The sequence below is a fragment of the Marinobacter koreensis genome (genome assembly GCF_023156285.1).
Classification (GTDB): domain Bacteria; phylum Pseudomonadota; class Gammaproteobacteria; order Pseudomonadales; family Oleiphilaceae; genus Marinobacter; species Marinobacter koreensis.
Window position 1 is genome coordinate 1004494 of record NZ_JAKZAJ010000001.1, and the last position, 19699, is coordinate 1024192.

Genomic DNA, 19699 nt, shown 5'->3' on the forward strand with positions numbered 1-19699 from the left:
CCCATCGAGCCGCGTTGTTTCTTCCTGATCCGAGGATTTCATGGCCCAGAACATTCACGACCACCGCATCCTGATTCTTGATTTCGGTTCCCAGTACACCCAGCTGATTGCCCGGCGTGTCCGGGAGATCGGCGTCTATTGTGAGATCAAGGCGTTCGACATCACCGATGAGGAGCTGGAGGCATTTCGCCCCAAGGGCATTGTGCTTGCCGGTGGCCCTGAATCCGTCACCCAGCTGGGCGGCCCGCGCGCGCCGGAAGGGTTGTTCGACCGTGGTATTCCGGTACTGGGGATCTGCTACGGTATGCAGACCATGGCCGAGCAGCTCGGCGGCCGGGTGGCCAGTTCCGACAAGCGTGAGTTTGGCTACGCGCAGGTCAAGGTTCGTGCCAAGGGCCCTCTGCTGAAGGACATTACGGATCACCTGACGGCCACGGGCGAATCCCTGCTGGATGTCTGGATGAGCCATGGCGACAAAGTGGTCGGGCTGCCCGACGGTTTTGAGCTCCTGGCCTCTACAGAGAGCGCACCGATTGCGGCGATGCAGGATCTGAGTCGGAACCTGTACGGTGTGCAGTTCCATCCGGAAGTGACTCATACCCTGCAGGGCAAGCGTATTCTCGAGCACTTCGTGATGGACATCTGCGGGTGCGAGGCGCTCTGGACCCCGGCGAAGATCGTCGACGATGCAGTGAGGCAAATTCGGGAGCAGATCGGTGACGACAAGGTTCTGCTGGGTCTGTCCGGGGGCGTGGACTCCTCCGTCACCGCCGCGTTGCTCCACAAGGCGATCGGTGATCAGCTGACCTGCGTGTTCGTGGATAACGGCCTCCTTCGTCTTCATGAAGGCGACCAGGTGATGGACATGTTTGCCAGCAACATGGGCGTGAAAGTGATCCGTGTGGATGCCGAGGATCTGTTCCTGTCCAAGCTCAAGGGCGTTGACGACCCGGAGCAGAAGCGCAAAATCATCGGCAATACGTTTATCGATGTTTTCGACGACGAGGCGGCGAACATCAAGGACGTCAACTGGCTGGCTCAGGGAACCATCTATCCCGATGTCATCGAGTCGGCTGCCTCCAAGACCGGCAAGGCCCATGTGATCAAATCTCACCACAACGTCGGTGGCCTTCCGGAAACCATGAAGATGAAGCTCGTGGAACCGCTGCGGGAGCTGTTCAAGGACGAAGTTCGTCGAATTGGCCTGGAACTCGGCCTGCCCTACGACATGGTCTACCGCCACCCGTTCCCGGGGCCCGGTCTGGGCGTCCGCATCCTGGGTGAAGTCCGTAAGGAATACGCGGATATCCTGCGCCGGGCGGATGCCATCTTCCTGGAGGAATTGCATCGTGCGGATCTCTACCACAAGACCAGCCAGGCCTTTGCCGTGTTCCTGCCGGTAAAATCGGTAGGGGTAGTGGGTGACCAGCGCCGGTACGAATACGTGGTGGCTCTCCGTGCCGTTGAAACCGTGGATTTCATGACGGCGCGTTGGGCGCATTTGCCGTACGATCTGCTTGAGAAAGTGTCCAATCGGATCATCAATGAGATCACGGGAGTGTCGCGCGTGACGTACGACATTTCTTCCAAGCCGCCGGCAACCATCGAGTGGGAATGACGACAAATGTATTTTGGGAGAAGGCTTTTTGTGTATTTCCAAAAAGATTGGCTTCTTGTTGTTATTTAGGTTTTAGAGAAATCTATTTGGGATTTCTAGTAATGGTGAATTTAGAAAATTTTGCCATTTTGAGACTTTTATTTCCTTTTTCGGGGTTTCAGTTAAGCAAGTAGGCTAGGTTTTATAAAATGAAGTTTATAATTTTTTGTCCTGATCAATATACTGGTGGGCCGTTTGCTCTGCTTCAGCTTAATGCGGCCTTAAGGGATTCCGGGTTAAATAGTGAGGTTTTGTTTTATAATATTGGAAGTATAAAGTTCGATGGATTTGATGCGTTTTCGGTAGTTTATTCGAGAGATCCAGAGCTTAATATTAAAGATCTACCTTATTCCACATGTAAAAGTTTTAAAAAAACAGATATTCTTATCTTTCCGGAAGTATTGCTGGAAATGTCAACCCAGCTAAAAAGTGTAGGTTGCGATAATAGAGTCTTTTGGTGGCTCAGCTGGGATAATGCACCGCTCTCCTTGGTAAATAACATAAATCACTACACTAATCTAAAAGATAGTGTTCACATTTTTCAATCTTTTTATTCTCAAATTGAAGCGGGTCGATTAGGTTTCTCTGGCTCGATGGTAAGTGACTATACAATGTTTAATGAGGAGCATTTGACGGAGCATCACGACAAGACTAATGATATATGTTATTTGGCAAGAAAGGCTCCGGGTTGTGAATCGATAATTAAACAGCTGAATAATAAATTCTCAGTTATTGCTATTGAGAATATGTCCCAGGAAGAGGTTCAGATGACTTTGAGAAAAAGTCGCTTTTTTGTGGACTTTGGTTCTCATCCGGGGAAAGATCGTATACCCCGGGAGGCTGCTCTTTACGGTTGTATTCCTTTGGTTAGAAAGGTAGGTGCAGCTAATTATTCAGAGGATGTATTTATTCCTGAATTTCTAAAGTTAGAAAGTCCTCTTTTTTTAAATTCAGAGTACTTGTCTGGTTATATAAAAAGCATTGATCTGGAGCGTGATTCCGTTTTAAGTAGGCTTCGGCCATATGTGAGTAGAATAAAGCAGGAGTATGTTCGGTTCAATCAAGAAGTTAAAGATTTTTTGATGTTAAATTACAACATTTAAGTCAAGGCTGTCATGGGAGTTTACTGTTTGTCTGCCAGATTTTTATGGTTTGGTGGTTGTTGGGCCTTGGTAAAACGTACAATGCTAAACGAAAAAAACGATCCTTGTAGAATAGAAAAAGAAGAAATTTCTTCCCTTGAAGATGAGCGGTGGATGATGCGAGCACTAGAGCTTGCCCAGCAGGCTTGGTGTAAAGGCGAAATCCCTGTTGGTGCTATCGTTGTTCTTGATGGCCGTGAAATAGGAGCGGGCTACAATGCCCCGATCAGTGGCTGCGATCCGACCGCTCATGCCGAGATCCGGGCGTTGCGGGATGCCGCGGCACGGGTCGGAAATTACCGCCTTGCCGGGGCGACGCTGTATGTGACGCTGGAGCCCTGTACGATGTGCGTAGGCGCCATTGTTCATGGCCGGATCAGCCGGTTGGTCTATGGTGCCGTCGAACCCAAGGCCGGCGCCGTCGAGTCGGCCCGCCGCACGCTCGAGGAACCCCACCTCAACTGGTCGGTGGTGGCCACGGGCGGCGTGCTTGGCGAGCGCTGCGGTAACATGATCAGCGATTTTTTCAGTCGACGTCGCGAAGCTATCCGGCGCAGACGCAAGTCATCTTCAGGGAAGGAGTAATCGGTACCATGAAAGTCCTTGTTACAGGTGGAGCCGGCTATATCGGCAGTCATGTGGTTCGCCAACTGGATCAGGCGGGCCACGATATTGTGGTGTTTGATAATCTCTCGACAGGTTACCGTTGGGCGGTCACGGCCGGCGATCTGGTCGAGGGAGACCTGGCGGATGAGGGCGCCATCGAAGCACTCTTCTCGGCCCACGATTTTGACGCCGTCCTGCACTTTGCGGCCCATATCGTGGTGCCGGAATCGGTATCCAACCCCCTGAAGTATTACAGCAACAACACCCGGAACACCCTGAACCTGCTGAAGGCCGTGGAAAAGCACCGGGTTCCCTACATGGTGTTTTCGTCCACTGCCGCGGTTTACGGGATGCCCGATCAACAGGTGCTGACCGAAGATCTTCCGCTGGCGCCGATCAACCCCTACGGCGCGTCCAAGATGATGAGTGAGCGGATGATCATGGATCTGTCCGCCGCCTCATCGCTGAAACACGTGATTCTCCGGTATTTCAATGTTGCCGGCGCCAATCCTGACGGTTTGCTGGGGCAGGCCACACCGGACGCCACCCACCTCATTAAAGTAGCCTGTGAATGCGTCACCGGGCAGAGAGAGGGGATGAGTGTGTTCGGGACCGACTACGACACCCGGGATGGCACCTGCGTCCGCGACTACATCCATGTGGAAGACCTGGCGAAGGCGCACGTGATGGCGCTCGACTACATGGCCGGCGGTGGCGACTCTAAAGTGCTCAACTGCGGCTACGGCCGGGGTTTTACCGTCCGTGAGGTGATTGATGTCGTCAAGCGGCTCTCGGGCAAGGATTTTCCGGTCACGGAAACGGGCCGGCGGGCAGGGGATCCCGAGGCGTTGATGGCGGACAACACCCGCATTCGTGAGGTACTTGGCTGGGTGCCGGATTACGACGACCTGGAGACGATTGTTCGCACCGCACTGGACTGGGAAGCCGTCTGGCTGAAGAAAAAGGCCGCCGGCTCTGACTGAGCTTCAATCATTGTTCATTTAATGGATAGAAGGATAGCAATCCATGAAAATCACGATTTTTGGGACTGGGTATGTGGGACTGGTCACCGGGGCGTGCCTGGCGGACGTAGGTCACGATGTGCTCTGTATGGACGTGGACCAGAACAAGATTGAAAAGCTCAGGAACGGACACATCCCCATCTACGAGCCGGGGCTTGAGAATATCGTCCAGCACACGGTTGACGCGGGGCGTTTGGCGTTTACAACCAATACTGAAGAAGCAGTCAAACACTCTGCGTTGCAGTTCATCGCGGTAGGCACGCCTCCGGATGAAGACGGCTCCGCCGATCTCCAGTATGTGCTGGCGGTGGCTAAGTCCATTGGTCAGTACATGGAGGAATACAAGGTCATTGTCGACAAGTCCACGGTGCCGGTCGGTACCGGCGACAAGGTCAAGGCTGCCGTGCAGGCACAACTCGATCACCGGAATCTGGAGCTCGACTTTGATGTCGTTTCCAACCCCGAGTTTCTGAAAGAAGGCGCGGCCATCAACGACTTCATGAAGCCCGACCGGATCGTTGTTGGTACCGACAGCGAGAAGGCGGCGGATGTCCTGAGGGAAGTCTATTATCCGTTCAACCGTAACCACGACCGGATGATCTTCATGGACATCCGCTCGGCGGAGCTGACCAAGTACGCGGCCAATTCCCTGCTGGCCACCAAGATCAGTTTCATGAACGAGATTGCCAACCTGGCGGAGCGACTGGGCGCCGACATCGAGGCCGTCCGTCGGGGCATTGGCTCCGATCCGCGTATTGGCTACCACTTCATCTACCCCGGCTGTGGTTACGGTGGCTCCTGCTTCCCCAAAGACGTTCAGGCCCTGGCCCGTACGGCCCGGGACTGCGATTACGAGGCCCGGCTGCTGAACGCGGTCGAAGCCGTCAACTACGCCCAGAAACACGTGCTGTTCGACAAGGTGAGCCACTATTTCGAGGGCAAACTGGAGGGCAAGGTTGTGGCACTGTGGGGGCTGGCGTTCAAGCCCAACACCGATGACATGCGCGAAGCGTCTTCCCGTACCCTGATGGAAGATCTCTGGAAGGCCGGCGCCTCGGTCCAGGCCTTTGATCCGGAAGCCATGGAGGAAACCCAGCGAATCTACGGTGATCAGGCCGGCCTCACCCTGTGTGGCACCAAGGAGCAGGCCCTGAAAGGCGCCGATGTGTTGGTGATCTGCACCGAGTGGAAAGAGTTCCGTTCTCCGGATTTCGCGGCCGTGTCTGCCGCCCTGAAAGAGCCGGTGGTTTTCGATGGCCGCAACCTGTACGAACCCGAGATGCTCGAACGCCATGGCCTGATCTACTATGCCATCGGCCGGGGTCGCAACCAGTTTCATTCCGCGGGCTGAATGATGGAGGAAGGATTCGTCATTCATGAACGGCTGGCCGCGGATACGATACTCCTCGGCCGCAGCCGTCTGTGCGAGGTCCGGTTGATGAATGAATCGACCTGGCCCTGGGTCCTTCTGGTGCCCGTGTTCCCGGGCATTCGCGAGATCTATGAGTTGTCCGAGGACCAGCAGCTTCGTTTGATGGTGGAATCGTCACGGCTCAGCCGCGGCATGATGGAGGCATTTTCCGGCGACAAAATGAATGTCGCCTCCCTCGGCAACATGGTGCCTCAGCTTCACATTCATCACATCGTCCGCTACAGCTCGGACCCTGCCTGGCCAGGGCCCGTCTGGGGAACCCGGTCGCCGACACCTTACACTCCTGATGAGCTCGACCAGTGTCGGTCCAGGCTTTCTCCTATCCTTAAGGCGCTTGCATAAATCCGTCCTTTTGGGCGGATTTATCCTTGTAGGCCAAAAAAACATGAACGTCAGTTCAGCAAATTGAACCTTCAACGAATTCAGTACGATAACTCTCGAGTGTGACGTACGTCACAAAAAACACGCTAACAAGAAGAGTGATCGTATGAACTCAAAAGTGAGGGTAGAGGCCTTTTCCGAGAACCTGTCCAAAGTGCCTGAGGGAACGGTAATTCCGGAATCCGATCATGGGCTGGTGCGTTACCGGTATTTTGCCCTGGGAATGCTCGGAGCAACCGTTCGGAACGAAGACGGCGGCGATGCCCTCTGTCAGGGGGAGGTCCTGGACTTCGACCGTGACGGTGCGGCGCTGGTCATTCCGGATTCCGCGGTGGGTGTGGACGATCGAATCCGGGTTTGCGTGGAACCGCTGGACGAATCCGGGGAGGGCAAGACGATTGATTCGCTGAACGCCGTACTGGCAAGAGTGTGTTATGTCACCAGCCTGGAGAAGGCTTTCCGGGTTGGAATTGAGTTCCTTTACCCCCGTCAACCGGAAAGCGCCTGGAGCCTGTTGGGTAAGGCCAGGGCGATTGAAACCTTGCTGGCGGATATGGAATCCGGTCTGATTGCCAGGCGAGGGGCGCCGGAAAATTACGCCACCGGAGGTCGCATCCGGTTCGACTGAACCCTCTCGTCTGTCCGGCCCCGGTTTACGCCCGGGCAGCGAGGGCCTGTGAGCCCACCAGAATCATTCTGAGTTCGGTCTTGAGCTTGGCCTTGAGCTCTTCCCGTTCCCGGGTGGTAGCGTCGAGCGCTTCGGCGCCCTGGTTGAACACCAGGGTGACCATGGCTTCGGCGACGACCCTTGCATCCGATAGCGGCTTGTTCTGTTCGTCGGCGAATCGTCGCAGGTCGTCGGCAAGTTCAGTAACAAAGTGATCGATCTCTGCCTTGACCGCCGTCCGGAACGGTTTTGACACGCCGGTCCGTTCCCTGAGCATCAGCCGGAAAAGGTTCGCGTTGTTGCCCAGGTATTCCATGAAGGTATCCACCGAGGTCGAGATGGCGCTGCCATCCCGGGCAATGCGTTTTCTCGCCTGGCGCATCAGTTGGCGCAGGGCCACGCCCCCCTCATCGACCAGGGCCAGGCCCAGTTCATCCAGTTCTGCAAAATGTCGGTAGAACGACGTGGGGGCAATGCCCGCCTCTCGGGCCACTTCCCTCAGGCTCAGGCTGCCGAAACCCCGATCGGCACTGAGTTGGGCCAGTGCGGCGTCCATCAGCGCCCGTCGTGTTCGCAGTTTCTGTTCTGCTCTGGTTGACAAAGTCCGGCTCCGTATACTGCTGAAAGCCCGCATTCTAGCCCCCCGCCAGGACAGAGTCACCCGAACGCGGGAAATGCGAGGAAACACGCCTGATTTTCAAGGCCATTGTGTTTATAATGGGCGGCTTTTCGAACACGCATCTTATTGCACATTTCAGAAACTACGGGAACCGGTATGCGCAGTCATTATTGCGGTGGGATCAACGAATCCCACATCGATCAGGAAGTCACGCTTTGCGGGTGGGTCCACCGTCGCCGTGACCATGGTGGGGTTATTTTCCTGGATCTGCGGGATCGGGACGGTATGTCACAGGTGGTGGTGGATCCCGACACCCCCGAGAGTTTTTCGCTGGCGGAGAAGGTTCGCAGCGAGTTCGTGATCAAGGTTACCGGCAGGGTCCGTCGTCGTCCCGCCGGAACCGAGAACAACAACATGCCCACGGGCCAGGTTGAACTGCTTGGCAAGCAGCTGGAGATCCTGAACGCGGCCGCGACGCCTCCGTTCCCGCTGGATGAGCACGTTGATGTGGGTGAGGACGTTCGCCTCCGTTACCGGTTTGTGGACCTGCGGCGTCCTGAAATGATCAACCGCCTGCGGTTCCGTTCGCGGGTCACCAGCTATATCCGGAACTTCCTGGACAGCAACGGCTTCATGGATGTGGAAACGCCGATCCTGACGCGCGCCACGCCGGAAGGCGCCCGTGATTACCTGGTGCCGAGCCGGACCCACGAAGGGTCGTTCTTTGCGCTGCCGCAATCACCGCAATTGTTCAAGCAGCTGCTGATGGTGTCCGGCGTTGACCGGTATTACCAGATTGCCAAGTGTTTCCGGGATGAGGATTTGCGCGCGGATCGCCAGCCGGAATTCACCCAGGTGGATATCGAGGCCTCCTTCATCGATGAAGAGACTCTGATGTCACTGAACGAGAACATGGTGCGCTCCCTGTTCAAGGACGTACTCGATGTGGAGCTGCCGGAGTTTCCGCGCATGCCGCATTCCGAGGCCATGCAGCGTTACGGCAGTGACAAGCCGGATCTCCGGATTCCGCTGGAACTGGTGGATGTCAACGATCTGGTTGCCGATGTGGACTTCAAGGTCTTCGCCGGTCCGGCGAAAGACCCGAAAGGCCGTGTCGCCGCTCTGCGTGTACCGAAAGGCGGCGAGCTGACCCGGAAGCAGATCGATGACTACACGAAGTTCGTGGGCATCTATGGAGCGAAAGGTCTGGCCTACATCAAGGTCAATGAGCTGGCCAAGGGAGTCGAGGGGCTCCAGTCTCCGATCATCAAGTTCCTCGGCGACGACGTGGCACAGGCCATCATGGAACGCGTGGGTGCCGAAGACGGCGACATCGTTTTCTTCGGTGCCGACAAGACCACCGTGGTGAACGAAGCCCTCGGCGCGCTTCGTGTGAAACTGGGGCACGACCTGAACATGCTGACGTCGGAATGGGCGCCGCTGTGGGTTGTGGATTTTCCGATGTTCGAAGAGACACCGGATGGCGGTCTGACTGCTATCCATCACCCGTTCACGGCTCCGTCGTGCACACCGGAAGAGCTGGCCGCGGATCCTGCCAATGCGCTGTCCCGCGCCTATGACATGGTGCTCAACGGCACCGAGCTGGGTGGTGGCTCGATCCGTATCCATGACGAGAACATGCAGCAGGCCGTGTTCCGCATCCTGGGTATTGGCGAGGAAGAGGCCCGGGCCAAGTTCGGCTTCCTGCTGGACGCCCTGAAGTTCGGCTGTCCTCCGCACGGCGGCCTGGCCTTCGGTCTGGATCGCCTGGTCATGCTGATGACTGGCGCCTCCTCCATTCGGGATGTCATCGCCTTCCCGAAAACCCAGAGCGCGACGTGTCTGATGACCCAGGCACCGGGCGAAGTGGACGAAAAGCAGCTGCGTGAGCTGCACATCCGTCTGCGTCGTTCCGCCAAGCCGGTTGAGGGCAACAAGGCCGAGGGCAGCGAGTAAATTCTGACAAGTCGGGGGCGGGCCTTTGGCCCGCTCTCCGGACGATGGACGGAGGATTGGTATGGCTGGTCATAGTAAGTGGGCCAACATCAAGCATCGCAAGGCGGCACAGGACGCCAAGCGCGGCAAGATCTTCACCAAAATCATCCGGGAGCTGACCGTTGCCGCCCGTCTGGGCGGCGGCGATCCCAACGACAACCCCCGGTTACGGGCGGTTGTCGACAAGGCTCTGACGGCCAACATGAAAAAGGACACCATTGAGCGCGCCATCGAGCGTGGCGCCGGTGGTGGCGATGACAGCAACTACGAGGAGCTCACCTACGAGGGGTATGGCCCGGGCGGTGTGGCTATCTTTGTGGAAGCGATGACAGACAACAAGAACCGGACGGTGGCCGAAGTCCGCCATGCATTCAACAAGTTCGGTGGCAACCTCGGGACTGACGGGTCGGTGGCCTACCTGTTTACCAAGCAGGGAATCATCAGCTACAGCCCGGAGGTCGATGGCGACCGATTGATGGAAGCGGCACTGGAGGCCGGGGCAGAGGATCTGCAGGAGCAAAGCGACGGATCCTATGAAATCGTCACCACGCCGGAAGAATACCTGGATGTAAAAGAGTCACTGGTCGGGGCAGGCCTGACACCGGACAATTCCGAAGTCACCATGGTACCTGCCACCCGGGTTGAACTCGATCGGAACGGAGCCGAGACCATCCTCAAGCTGATCGATATGCTCGAGGATCAGGACGACGTCCAGAATGTCTATCACAACGCGGATATATCCGCTGAGATCATGGAATCCCTCTGATGACCGGAGCCCGCTGACGTGGCGATCATTCTCGGAGTGGATCCCGGTTCCCGGATAACCGGTTACGGCATCATTCGCGCCGAAGGCCGACACATCGAATACATCGACAGTGGCTGTATCCGGGTGGGTGACAAGCCCATGGCCCAGCGACTTCAGTCCATCTTCCACAGCCTTGCCACCCTGATCGGAGAATACCGGCCGGAAGAATTCGCCATTGAACAGGTTTTCATGGCGCGCAATCCGGATTCGGCGCTCAAGCTTGGTCAGGCCAGGGGCGCGGCGATTGTCAGTGCCGCGAACAGTGGCCTTGCCGTTCACGAGTATTCCGCGCGCCAGGTCAAACAGGCGGTGGTGGGTAAGGGCAGTGCCGACAAGTCCCAGGTTCAGCATATGGTGCAGACCTTGCTGTCGCTGTCCCGTAAACCCCAGGCCGACGCCGCTGACGCACTCGCCATTGCCCTGTGTCACGCGCACATGAGCCAGAGTGTACTCAAGGTTGCGGCCTCCGGTGGGAAGGTCCGCAGTGGCCGGGTCCGACAACAATGACCGGCTCGCCTGAGCCAACAGGAGAAACCGTTGATTGGTCGAATTAGAGGCAGTCTGATTGAAAAGAGCCCCGGCCACGCGCTGGTGGAGTGTGGCGGGCTGGGTTACGAAATCGACATCCCCTACACCGCCTTTTTCCACCTGCCGGAAACCGGCCAGGAAGTTACCCTGCATACCCATTTTGCCGTGCGTGAAGATGCCCAGAGCCTCTATGGCTTTGCCTCGCGGCTTGATCGCGATCTTTTCCGGTTGTTAATCAAGGTCAATGGCGTAGGGCCAAAACTCGCGGTGGGCATCCTGTCCGGCCTCGACGCCGAGCAGTTCATTCGCTGTGTGGAGGCCAGGGACGTCAATGCGCTGGTGAAACTTCCTGGCGTGGGTAAAAAGACCGCCGAGCGGCTACTGATTGAAATGGCCGACCGGATCGGGCAACTTGAAGGTCAGTTCACGCCGTCGACGACGGCCAGCGCAGTGTCCGGAGACGCCACGTCAGCCAGGGCCGCTGGTGGACACGAGCCCAGGGACGAGGCCGAAGAAGCCCTGATTGCGCTGGGGTACAAACCTCAGGAGGCTGCAAAGGCAGTCAGCAAGGTTGCGGAAGAGGGCATGAACAGCCAGACCCTGATACGCCTGGCTCTCCGGAACATGATCCCCACGCCTTGAGACGGTGGTGGTGTGTGTCGGGGATGGCAACCTGTAGATAGCGTAACGTGACAGTGAATAGTCCGTTTGTACAATTGGCCCGACACGCGAGAAGGCCGCGTCGTGCAGACAGGAAGTTGAATCCCACAACTCGGGTGATGAGATGATTGAGTCCGACCGACTGATTTCAGGCAAGGCCGGAGAGTACGAAGAAGTCCAGGACCGGGCGATCAGGCCGACGCTGCTGAGTGAGTATGTCGGCCAACCGTCCGTCCGGGAACAGATGGAGATTTTTATCTCTGCGGCGAGAGGCCGGCAGGAGGCGCTGGATCATGTGCTGATTTTCGGTCCGCCCGGTCTCGGCAAGACGACGCTTGCCAATATCATCGCCAATGAAATGGGGGTGGCGATCAAGACCACGTCCGGTCCCGTGCTCGAAAAGGCCGGAGACCTGGCTGCGATGCTGACCAATCTTGAAGAGGGCGATGTCCTTTTCATCGATGAAATCCATCGCCTGAGCGCGGCCGTCGAAGAAGTCCTCTATCCGGCGATGGAAGACTATCAGCTGGATATCATGATCGGTGAAGGTCCTGCGGCGCGCTCGATCAAACTGGACCTGCCGCCTTTCACCCTGGTCGGCGCCACGACCCGAGCGGGTCTGCTGACCTCTCCGCTGCGTGATCGTTTCGGGATTGTCCAGCGTCTGGAGTTCTACAACACCCGGGATCTGACCGATATCATCGTCCGCTCAGCACGCCTGTCATCCGTGGCCGTTGATCAGGAAGGTGCGTTCGAGATCGCCCGTCGATCCCGCGGCACGCCGCGGATTGCCAATCGCCTGCTGCGGCGGGTACGGGATTTCGCCGAGGTCCGGTCCAATGGCCACATCAGCGCGGACATTGCCGATCAGGCGCTGAACATGCTCAAGGTCGACAACCAGGGGTTCGATCATATGGATCGACGGTTGTTGCTCGCAATGATTGAGAAATTTGATGGCGGACCGGTCGGCGTCGAGAGCCTGGCCGCAGCGATCAGCGAGGAGCGGGGCACCATAGAAGACGTTCTGGAACCTTTCCTCATCCAGCAGGGATTCATGGTCCGTACACCTCGCGGGCGTATGGTGACCTCCCATGCGTATCAGCACTTTGGTGTGGTCCCGCCAAAATCGGAAACCGAGGGAGATCTTTTTGACTGAGGCAACCGGTACCAATGGTTTCGAGCTGCCCGTCCGGGTCTACATCGAAGATACCGACGCCGGAGGGATCGTTTTCCATGCCCGTTACCTGCACTATATGGAGCGGGCAAGGACGGAGTGGGTCCGAAGCTGCGGCGTTGGTCTAAGGGCCGGGCTGGCGGACAACATCAGCTACGTGGTCCAGAAACTGGCGATTCACTACGCTGCGCCGGCGAGACTGGATGATCAGCTGAAGGTGACGGCCGAGCCCGTGGCGTTCGGGCGGGTCTGGATGGGTTTCAGGCAGCGCGTCTGGCGTAAGGGTGAGAGCAAGCCGCTTTGTGACGCCGAGGTTCGTGTTGCCTGTGTTGCGCTTGATTCGGGACGGCCGAGACGGTTACCCGACAATATGCAGGATCTGTTGAGACGAAATGTCCCGGATCCGGACCCAATCAATAAAAGTATCCAGGAGTAAAAGGTGGATTCAGAAGTAACAGTCTGGAGTCTCGTTACAAACGCCGGTGCACTGGTTCAGCTGGTGATGCTGTTGCTGCTCTCGGCCTCGGTCATTTCCTGGGCCCTGATTTTCCAGCGCCTGAAGGTCTTCAAGAAAGCGCGCCAGGCCCAATTGGCGTTTGAAGAGCGTTTCTGGTCCGGCATGGATCTGGGGCAACTTTACCGGGAGGTCAATGCCGAGCCGACGCCGTTTTCCGGTCTGGAATCGGTATTCCGGGCAGGTTTCAAGGAATTCTCGCGGCTGCGGCAGCAGAGCCGGGACGCCGATGCGGTGATGGACGGTACCCAGCGAGCCATGAGGGTGGCGTTTTCCCGGGAGCAGGAGCGGCTCGAAATGCACTTGCCTTTCCTGGCCACAGTGGGTTCCACCAGCCCGTATGTCGGTCTGTTCGGAACAGTCTGGGGCATCATGAACTCCTTCATGGGCCTGGCCCAGGTCCAGCAGGCGACGCTCGCCACGGTGGCGCCGGGTATTTCCGAGGCGTTGATCGCGACCGCAATGGGTCTGTTTGCTGCGATCCCGGCGGTCATTGCCTACAACCGTTTTGCTGCCAAATCCGACGCGCTTCTGAAAAACTATGAAACCTTTGCGGAGGAGTTTTCCAGCATCCTGCATCGTCGGGTGCACAGCAGCGAGCAGGGCGCTGCGTGATGCTCGTTGATCATCGAGGGAGTCTGCGATCATGAAAGGCATGGGAATGATGCCGCAGCATCGGCGCAAGCCGATGTCAGAAATCAATGTCGTCCCGTACATCGACGTCATGTTGGTGCTGTTGGTGATTTTTATGGTCACCGCGCCCATGCTGACACAGGGCGTTAAAGTGGATCTGCCGGAGACCACGTCTCATCCGATCCAGCCAGAAAAGGATGTGGAGTCCATCGTCGTGTCGGTGGATTCCAACGGAGCCTATTATCTGGATGTCGGTGACAAAACCAGCGACCCGATGGGGTTGCCGGAACTGCGCCAGCAGGTGTCCAAGATTCTCTCCCAACGAAGCAAGAGTGAGATTCTGGTTCGTGGTGATGAGCACGTCGAATATGGAATGGTCGTGCGGTTGATGGCGGAGCTTCAGAACGCCGGTGCTGCCAGCATTGGCCTGATCACCGAAACGCCGTCGGACAAGAAATGAGTGTGACGCGGGTGAGGCTGTTGTGACGAATCGGGAACCAAGAGTAAGCAGTACCGGTACGCCGCCCTGGAAGTCGCCCGTTGTGATGTCGGTGGTCCTGCATCTGGTGATCATCGTGATCGCAATTGTCGGCTGGTCCTGGATGGATACGCCTCCGGAGCCGCCCCCCCGGAGTATATCGGCGCGTCTGATTTCACCGCAGCCCGAGCCCAGTCCGGTGGTGGAACCGCAGGATCAGGCTGACCGTGAAAAGCAAAAGCGCCTTGAGGAAGAAAAGCGGAAGCAGGCTGATCAGGCGCGCAAGCAGGAAGAAGCGCGAAAGATCGCCGAGCAGAAGGCTCGGGAAGAGCAAGCTCGCAAGGAGGCTGAAGCCGAGCGCAAAAAACAGGAAGCTCTGGCCCGCGAGAAAGCGGCAAAAGCTAAAGAAGCAGCCCGGCAGAAAGCCGAGGCAGAGGCGAAAGCCCGGGCCGAGGCCAAGGCCGAAGAAGAGCGGAAGCGTCAGGAAGAGGCCAGGCGTAAGGCGGAAGAAGAGAAGCGACGCCTGGAGGCGCAGCGTAAGAAAGAAGAGGCGGAGCGCAAAAAGCGGGAGGAAGAAGCCCGCAAGGCAGCTGAGCAGAAACGGCTGGAAGCGGAACGTCGCCTGAGGGAGCAGCAATTGGAGGCGCTCGCTGACGAGGCCCGCAAGGCAAAAGAAGCGGAGGCTCTGAAGCAGCAGCAGGCGGCTGCGGCCAAGGCACGTGAAGCCCAGATGTTGTCGGAGAGCGAGAAATATCAGGCGTTGATCCGTGAGCGGCTGAGTCAGGCCTGGTATCCACCTTCTTCGGCAACCGAGGAAATGACCGCCAGACTTCAGATCACCTTGTTGCCCACCGGTGAGCTTGCGAGCGTTAAGCTGGTGAGTAGTAGCGGCAACACAGCGTTTGATAACTCTGCGCTGAGTGCCGTGCGATCCTTGAACCGGTATCCCATTCCGGATGACCGTGACACATTTGAACGGTATTTCAGACAGTTCACAATCGAATTCAACCCCCGAAGGTTGAGATGAGGAAGCAGGAACTATCATGACACAGCGGACCCGGACCCTGTCCCGACACGTCTTTCTGGCGGTCGTGATTGCCATGACGGCGCTGGTGAACAGTGCCCATGCGGAATTGCTGATCCGAATCACAGAGGGGGCCGATTCGGCCATCCCCATTGCCGTCGTGCCTTTCTCGGAGAGCGGCACCATGCCTGCCGGGGACAAGGTCAGTCGTATCGTGCAGGACGATCTCACCATGAGCGGCGAGTTCCGCCCGCTGCCGCCGGAAAAAATGTTGAGCCTTCCGTCCAGAAGGGAGGATGTGTACTTCCGGGACTGGCGCATGCTGGGTCAGCGGTATGTTCTGGTGGGGGAGCTGAAGCGCAGTGCGGACCGCGTATCCGCCCGTTATGAATTGTTTGATGTGAATCGACAGGAGCGGATTCTGGGTGAAACCGCGAGCGCGTCCGTCAACAGCCTGAGGACACTGGGCCATCACATCAGCGACAAGGTGTATGAGGCGATCACGGGCGTGAAAGGGGCGTTTTCGACCCGGCTCGCCTACATCACCCGTGATACCTTCAAGGGCAAGCCCCGTTACCGCCTGCAGGTCAGTGACGTGGACGGCAAACGTGCCCGTATCCGCCTGGAGAGCCAGGAGCCGATTCTGTCGCCGGCCTGGTCCCCGGATGGCAAGAAGCTCGCCTATGTCTCTTTCGAGACCGGCAAGCCGGTGATTTTTGTTCATGAGCTGGCAACCGGAAAACGAACCAAAGTGGCGGATTTTCCGGGGCTGAACTCTGCCCCGGCCTGGTCCGATGACGGGCGCTCGTTGCTGATGACGCTGTCCAAGGACGGCAACGCCGAAATCTATCGGATGGACCTGGCAAGCGGGAAGCTGACCAAGCTGACCGACCACTGGGCGATTGATACCGAGGCTGTGTACGACCATACCGGTCAGGGTATTTTCTTTACATCTGACCGTTCCGGTGGCCCCCAGATCTATCACATGGACAGCCTCGACGCCGAACCCCGCCGGATTACCTTTGGCAGCCGTTACAATGCCCGGCCCAGGCCGGACAATGAGGGGCGATTCGTGTACTACGTGCACCAGCGGAACAGCGCCTTTCATATCGCACGTACAAACCTGAAAACCGGGGAGGAAACCATTCTGACCCGTACGTCGTCTGATGAGTCACCAAGCATTTCGCCCAACGGTCGGATGCTGATCTATGCGACCAAGCAGGGAGACAATAGTGTGTTGACTGTTATCTCTGCCGATGGCGGCGCGGCATACAGTCTGCCGGCCTCCGAGGGCGATGTTCGTGAACCGGCCTGGGGACCCATCGTGAACTGATGGGCCTCAGGCATGACCGTTTTATCCCAAACCAACGTAAAGGAAATGACCATGAATCTTTCGACACAAACCAAGGCGCTCGCACTGCTTCTGTCTGTAGGGCTGTTTGCCGGTTGTAGCACCACGGGCGAAACCATGGACGAGGGTGGAGCCGGCACCGGATCCGACGTTTCGGCTATCGACCAGGAAGGTGGTTCCACCGTCTATGGTGGTGGCGATGAGGGCGGCGTTTCTTCTTCCGGCCTGACCGATGAAGAGAAGCAGGCAGCGGAAGAGCAGGCCAAGCAGGCGGCCCTGCGTGAAATCACCACCTTCTACTTCGATTTTGATACTTCCGAAATCAAGCCCGAGGCACGTGAAGTGCTGGTTGCTCATGCCAAGTACCTGGCGTCGCACCCGCAGCAGGACGTGCGCCTGGAAGGTCATGCTGATGAGCGTGGCACCAAGGAGTACAACCTGGCTCTGGGCGAGCGTCGTGCCAATGCCGTCAAGCGCTTCCTGATCGTGAACGGCGCTTCACGTGGCCAGATTGAAACCGTAAGCTATGGTGAGGAAAAGCCGGCGGTCATGGGTTCCAATGAAAGTGCCTGGGCCCAGAACCGTCGGGTTGAACTGGTATTCAAATAAGACCTTCTGACCCAACATCAGGTGTGCCCATGAGAAACCGACTCATGGCGCCTCTGCTGATGTCGCTTGCCGTCTGGCAAGCGACACCGGCTCTGGCGCAGTCCTCGACCCCGGCGTTCCAGACCAACGCCTCCGAAGCCCAGCGAAAGGCGTCGAACAACCAGGCCTCGGCCGAGCTGTTCTATATGATTCAGCAACTGCAGGACGACGTCCGCCGGTTGCAGGGCAAGGTTGAGGAACAACAGCACCTGATCGAACGCCTCCAGAAGCAGGGTCGGGATCGTTACATCGACCTGGATCAGCGCATTCTGGACCTTTCCAAAAAGACGGAAAGCGCATCGCAGCCTGCTGCCACTGGTGCATCGGCGGAAGCCGAAGGTAGTAGCGGGGCGATTGAAACCCGTGAGTATCGCCAGCCAGGCGATGAGGAACAGAAAGCCTACAACGAAATTCTGGACCTCATCCGGAACCAGAAGAAGTACGATCAGGCGATCAACCGGTTGTACGAGTTCATCGACAAGTACCCCGAGGGTGATCTGACGGTTAACGCCTATTACTGGCTCGGTGAGGTGTATCTGGTGAAGCCTCAGCTCGAGCAGGCCAAACAGGCGTTCACCATTGTTGCCACCCGGTATCCGGATCATCGGAAGGCGCCGGACGCGGTCTACAAGCTGGGAGTGACGCTGGATCGGATGGGAGATTCCGAAGCCGCCAAGCGCCGCATGCAAAGCGTCATTGATAATTATCCCAAGAGCAGTGCTGCCGATCTCGCCCGGAAGTTCCTGTCCTCTGCAAGCGGTTAAAACGGCGGGAGAAAAAAATCCGATGAATCCCCAGAAAAGGGGTTGATCACGGAAAAAATATCAGTACTATATGCGCCTCGCTTGGGTCGTTAGCTCAGTTGGTAGAGCAGTTGGCTTTTAACCAATTGGTCGAAGGTTCGAATCCTTCACGACCCACCAGATTCCGGCTACTGCCTTTTTGAGCGAAGACAGTAACCATTCAGGAAGCGTTAACGCCATCGGGCAAAAGCACTCCTGAAAAACAGTCATGGGTCGTTAGCTCAGTTGGTAGAGCAGTTGGCTTTTAACCAATTGGTCGAAGGTTCGAATCCTTCACGACCCACCAAACTGTCAGGACGTTCGTTGTCCTGAAAAAAAGAGCCTACGGGCTCTTTTTTTTTGCCTGTCCGCCCCAAACCTATGCATTGTGATGGACGTTTTCTCGTAACACCGTGTTGTGACGTTGCGATTGCAAATCCATGAAAACGTTGACTGAAGTGATATACTTCGGGGACTAACCCAACGCAGAGATACAGGAATGACACGAGCTGAAGACCGTATCCTTGTTCATGAGCACCTTGCCCACGAGGCGGAGCCCAAGGCTCTGAGTGCCGGTGAGAAGGCAGAGCTTGAATCCCGGATCAAAGCAGCACTTGAGGCCAGGGATGCCGTGCTCGTCGCTCACTACTACACGGATCCGGATATCCAGCGCCTTGCGGAAGAGACCGGTGGCTGCGTCGCCGACTCTCTGGAGATGGCCCGCTTTGGCAATCAGCATCCCGCCTCTACGGTTGTGGTGGCCGGTGTCCGCTTCATGGGAGAGACGGCCAAGATCCTCAATCCTGAAAAGCGCGTCCTCATGCCCACGCTCGAGGCGACCTGTTCCCTTGATGTCGGCTGTCCGGCAGATGAGTTCGCGGCTTTTTGCGATGAGCACCCGGACCGGACTGTGGTGGTGTATGCCAACACCTCTGCTGCGGTCAAGGCGCGGGCAGACTGGGTCGTTACCTCAAGCTGTGCCCAGGCCATCGTTGAGGATCTGGATGCCCGGGGTGAGAAAATACTCTGGGCACCGGACAAGCACCTGGGCCATTACGTCCAGAAGACGACCGGTGCGGATATGTTGCTCTGGGATGGCTCCTGTATCGTTCACGAGGAATTCAAATACCGTGGCCTGGAGGATCTCAAGGCCCTGTACCCGGATGCGGCCATTCTGGTGCATCCGGAATCTCCGGATGCGGTCGTGGAAATGGCCGATGTGGTGGGCTCGACTTCCCAGCTGATTCACGCGGTCCAGACCTTGCCCAATCAGGAGTTTATCGTGGCCACGGATAACGGCATCTTCTACAAGATGCAGCAGCTGGCCCCCAACAAGACGCTGATCGAGGCACCAACTGCAGGCAATGGCGCAACCTGTCGAAGCTGTGCCCATTGTCCGTGGATGGCGATGAACGGCCTTGAAAACCTGCTTCAGGCCATCGAGACGGGCAGGGACGAGGTTCAGGTCGACGCCGCCCTGCGTGAGCGAGCCCTCAAGCCTCTTCAGCGAATGCTGGACTTCACCGCCAACATGAATCTGAAGGCGGCAGGAAACGCCTGATACGGCCTTTCAGTCCACTC

Annotated in this window: 21 protein-coding genes and 2 tRNA genes; 22 read left to right on the forward strand and 1 reads right to left on the reverse strand. The window is 57.3% G+C overall.

The genetic code is table 11. The features are described 5' to 3' along the window. Window positions 1-40 precede the first annotated feature (40 nt). The 7 genes from guaA to MLD04_RS04865 all read left to right on the forward strand — a co-directional run bounded on the left by guaA (window position 41) and on the right by MLD04_RS04865 (window position 6868). Complete coding sequence (gene guaA, locus MLD04_RS04835; RefSeq protein ID WP_248155245.1) at window positions 41-1618, forward strand: glutamine-hydrolyzing GMP synthase; 1578 nt, start codon at window positions 41-43, stop codon at window positions 1616-1618. A 188-nt stretch (window positions 1619-1806) separates the two neighbouring features. Continuing rightward, a complete protein-coding gene (locus MLD04_RS04840; protein WP_248155247.1) occupies window positions 1807-2760 on the forward strand; it encodes a hypothetical protein in 954 nt (317 codons plus the stop codon). A gap of 81 nt (window positions 2761-2841) precedes the next feature. Beyond that, the gene (gene tadA, locus MLD04_RS04845) at window positions 2842-3384 is read left to right on the forward strand and encodes a tRNA adenosine(34) deaminase TadA (protein ID WP_282451726.1); all 543 of its coding nucleotides are present in this window, start codon (window positions 2842-2844) and stop codon (window positions 3382-3384) included. A gap of 8 nt (window positions 3385-3392) precedes the next feature. Beyond that, window positions 3393-4388 carry a UDP-glucose 4-epimerase GalE gene (galE, locus tag MLD04_RS04850; RefSeq protein WP_248155252.1) on the forward strand — a complete coding sequence of 332 codons (996 nt, stop codon included), beginning with the start codon at window positions 3393-3395 and terminating at the stop codon, window positions 4386-4388. A gap of 43 nt (window positions 4389-4431) precedes the next feature. Then, window positions 4432-5778 (forward strand): UDP-glucose dehydrogenase family protein, encoded by a 1347-nt coding sequence (locus tag MLD04_RS04855; RefSeq protein ID WP_248155255.1) that lies wholly within the window; start codon window positions 4432-4434, stop codon window positions 5776-5778. Continuing rightward, complete coding sequence (locus MLD04_RS04860) at window positions 5779-6201, forward strand: HIT domain-containing protein (RefSeq protein ID WP_248155257.1); 423 nt, start codon at window positions 5779-5781, stop codon at window positions 6199-6201. 145 nt (window positions 6202-6346) lie between these two features. Beyond that, window positions 6347-6868 carry a PilZ domain-containing protein gene (locus MLD04_RS04865; protein ID WP_248155260.1) on the forward strand — a complete coding sequence of 174 codons (522 nt, stop codon included), beginning with the start codon at window positions 6347-6349 and terminating at the stop codon, window positions 6866-6868. Window positions 6869-6893: 25 nt separating this feature from the next. Here the strand turns inward: MLD04_RS04865 and fabR are convergent, their stop codons facing one another. Beyond that, a complete protein-coding gene (gene fabR / locus MLD04_RS04870; protein WP_248155262.1) occupies window positions 6894-7508 on the reverse strand; it encodes an HTH-type transcriptional repressor FabR in 615 nt (204 codons plus the stop codon). A gap of 174 nt (window positions 7509-7682) precedes the next feature. Here fabR and aspS point away from each other — a divergent pair, with 174 nt between their 5' ends. The 15 genes from aspS (at window position 7683) to nadA (ending at window position 19679) form a co-directional block, all read left to right on the forward strand. Further along, window positions 7683-9482 carry an aspartate--tRNA ligase gene (gene aspS, locus MLD04_RS04875; RefSeq protein ID WP_248155265.1) on the forward strand — a complete coding sequence of 600 codons (1800 nt, stop codon included), beginning with the start codon at window positions 7683-7685 and terminating at the stop codon, window positions 9480-9482. 61 nt (window positions 9483-9543) lie between these two features. Continuing rightward, a complete protein-coding gene (locus MLD04_RS04880) occupies window positions 9544-10287 on the forward strand; it encodes a YebC/PmpR family DNA-binding transcriptional regulator (RefSeq protein WP_248155267.1) in 744 nt (247 codons plus the stop codon). An 18-nt stretch (window positions 10288-10305) separates the two neighbouring features. Then, window positions 10306-10833, forward strand: a complete 528-nt coding sequence (gene ruvC / locus MLD04_RS04885; protein ID WP_248155269.1) for a crossover junction endodeoxyribonuclease RuvC — start codon at window positions 10306-10308, stop codon at window positions 10831-10833. A gap of 30 nt (window positions 10834-10863) precedes the next feature. Further along, window positions 10864-11496 (forward strand): Holliday junction branch migration protein RuvA, encoded by a 633-nt coding sequence (gene ruvA / locus MLD04_RS04890; RefSeq protein ID WP_248155272.1) that lies wholly within the window; start codon window positions 10864-10866, stop codon window positions 11494-11496. 142 nt (window positions 11497-11638) lie between these two features. Continuing rightward, window positions 11639-12670, forward strand: coding sequence for a Holliday junction branch migration DNA helicase RuvB (gene ruvB / locus MLD04_RS04895; protein WP_248155274.1), 1032 nt, complete (start codon window positions 11639-11641; stop codon window positions 12668-12670). Beyond that, the gene (gene ybgC, locus MLD04_RS04900) at window positions 12663-13124 is read left to right on the forward strand and encodes a tol-pal system-associated acyl-CoA thioesterase (RefSeq protein WP_248155276.1); all 462 of its coding nucleotides are present in this window, start codon (window positions 12663-12665) and stop codon (window positions 13122-13124) included. The genes ruvB and ybgC overlap by 8 nt, the downstream gene beginning before the upstream one ends. A gap of 3 nt (window positions 13125-13127) precedes the next feature. Further along, complete coding sequence (gene tolQ / locus MLD04_RS04905; protein WP_248155279.1) at window positions 13128-13817, forward strand: protein TolQ; 690 nt, start codon at window positions 13128-13130, stop codon at window positions 13815-13817. Between the two features lie 31 nt (window positions 13818-13848). After that, the gene (tolR, locus tag MLD04_RS04910) at window positions 13849-14295 is read left to right on the forward strand and encodes a protein TolR (RefSeq protein WP_248155280.1); all 447 of its coding nucleotides are present in this window, start codon (window positions 13849-13851) and stop codon (window positions 14293-14295) included. An 85-nt stretch (window positions 14296-14380) separates the two neighbouring features. Beyond that, a complete protein-coding gene (gene tolA, locus MLD04_RS04915) occupies window positions 14381-15340 on the forward strand; it encodes a cell envelope integrity protein TolA (RefSeq protein WP_248155418.1) in 960 nt (319 codons plus the stop codon). Between the two features lie 16 nt (window positions 15341-15356). After that, the gene (gene tolB / locus MLD04_RS04920) at window positions 15357-16670 is read left to right on the forward strand and encodes a Tol-Pal system beta propeller repeat protein TolB (RefSeq protein WP_379883378.1); all 1314 of its coding nucleotides are present in this window, start codon (window positions 15357-15359) and stop codon (window positions 16668-16670) included. 51 nt (window positions 16671-16721) lie between these two features. Then, window positions 16722-17297 carry a peptidoglycan-associated lipoprotein Pal gene (gene pal / locus MLD04_RS04925; RefSeq protein WP_248155282.1) on the forward strand — a complete coding sequence of 192 codons (576 nt, stop codon included), beginning with the start codon at window positions 16722-16724 and terminating at the stop codon, window positions 17295-17297. A gap of 29 nt (window positions 17298-17326) precedes the next feature. Continuing rightward, window positions 17327-18100: a tol-pal system protein YbgF gene (ybgF, locus tag MLD04_RS04930; protein WP_248155284.1), complete on the forward strand. Its 774-nt coding sequence runs from the start codon at window positions 17327-17329 to the stop codon at window positions 18098-18100. Between the two features lie 83 nt (window positions 18101-18183). Further along, window positions 18184-18259, forward strand: a tRNA-Lys gene (locus tag MLD04_RS04935). Between the two features lie 90 nt (window positions 18260-18349). Further along, window positions 18350-18425, forward strand: a tRNA-Lys gene (locus MLD04_RS04940). A gap of 192 nt (window positions 18426-18617) precedes the next feature. Continuing rightward, the gene (nadA, locus tag MLD04_RS04945) at window positions 18618-19679 is read left to right on the forward strand and encodes a quinolinate synthase NadA (RefSeq protein WP_248155287.1); all 1062 of its coding nucleotides are present in this window, start codon (window positions 18618-18620) and stop codon (window positions 19677-19679) included. The last annotated feature ends 20 nt before the right edge of the window (window positions 19680-19699 follow it).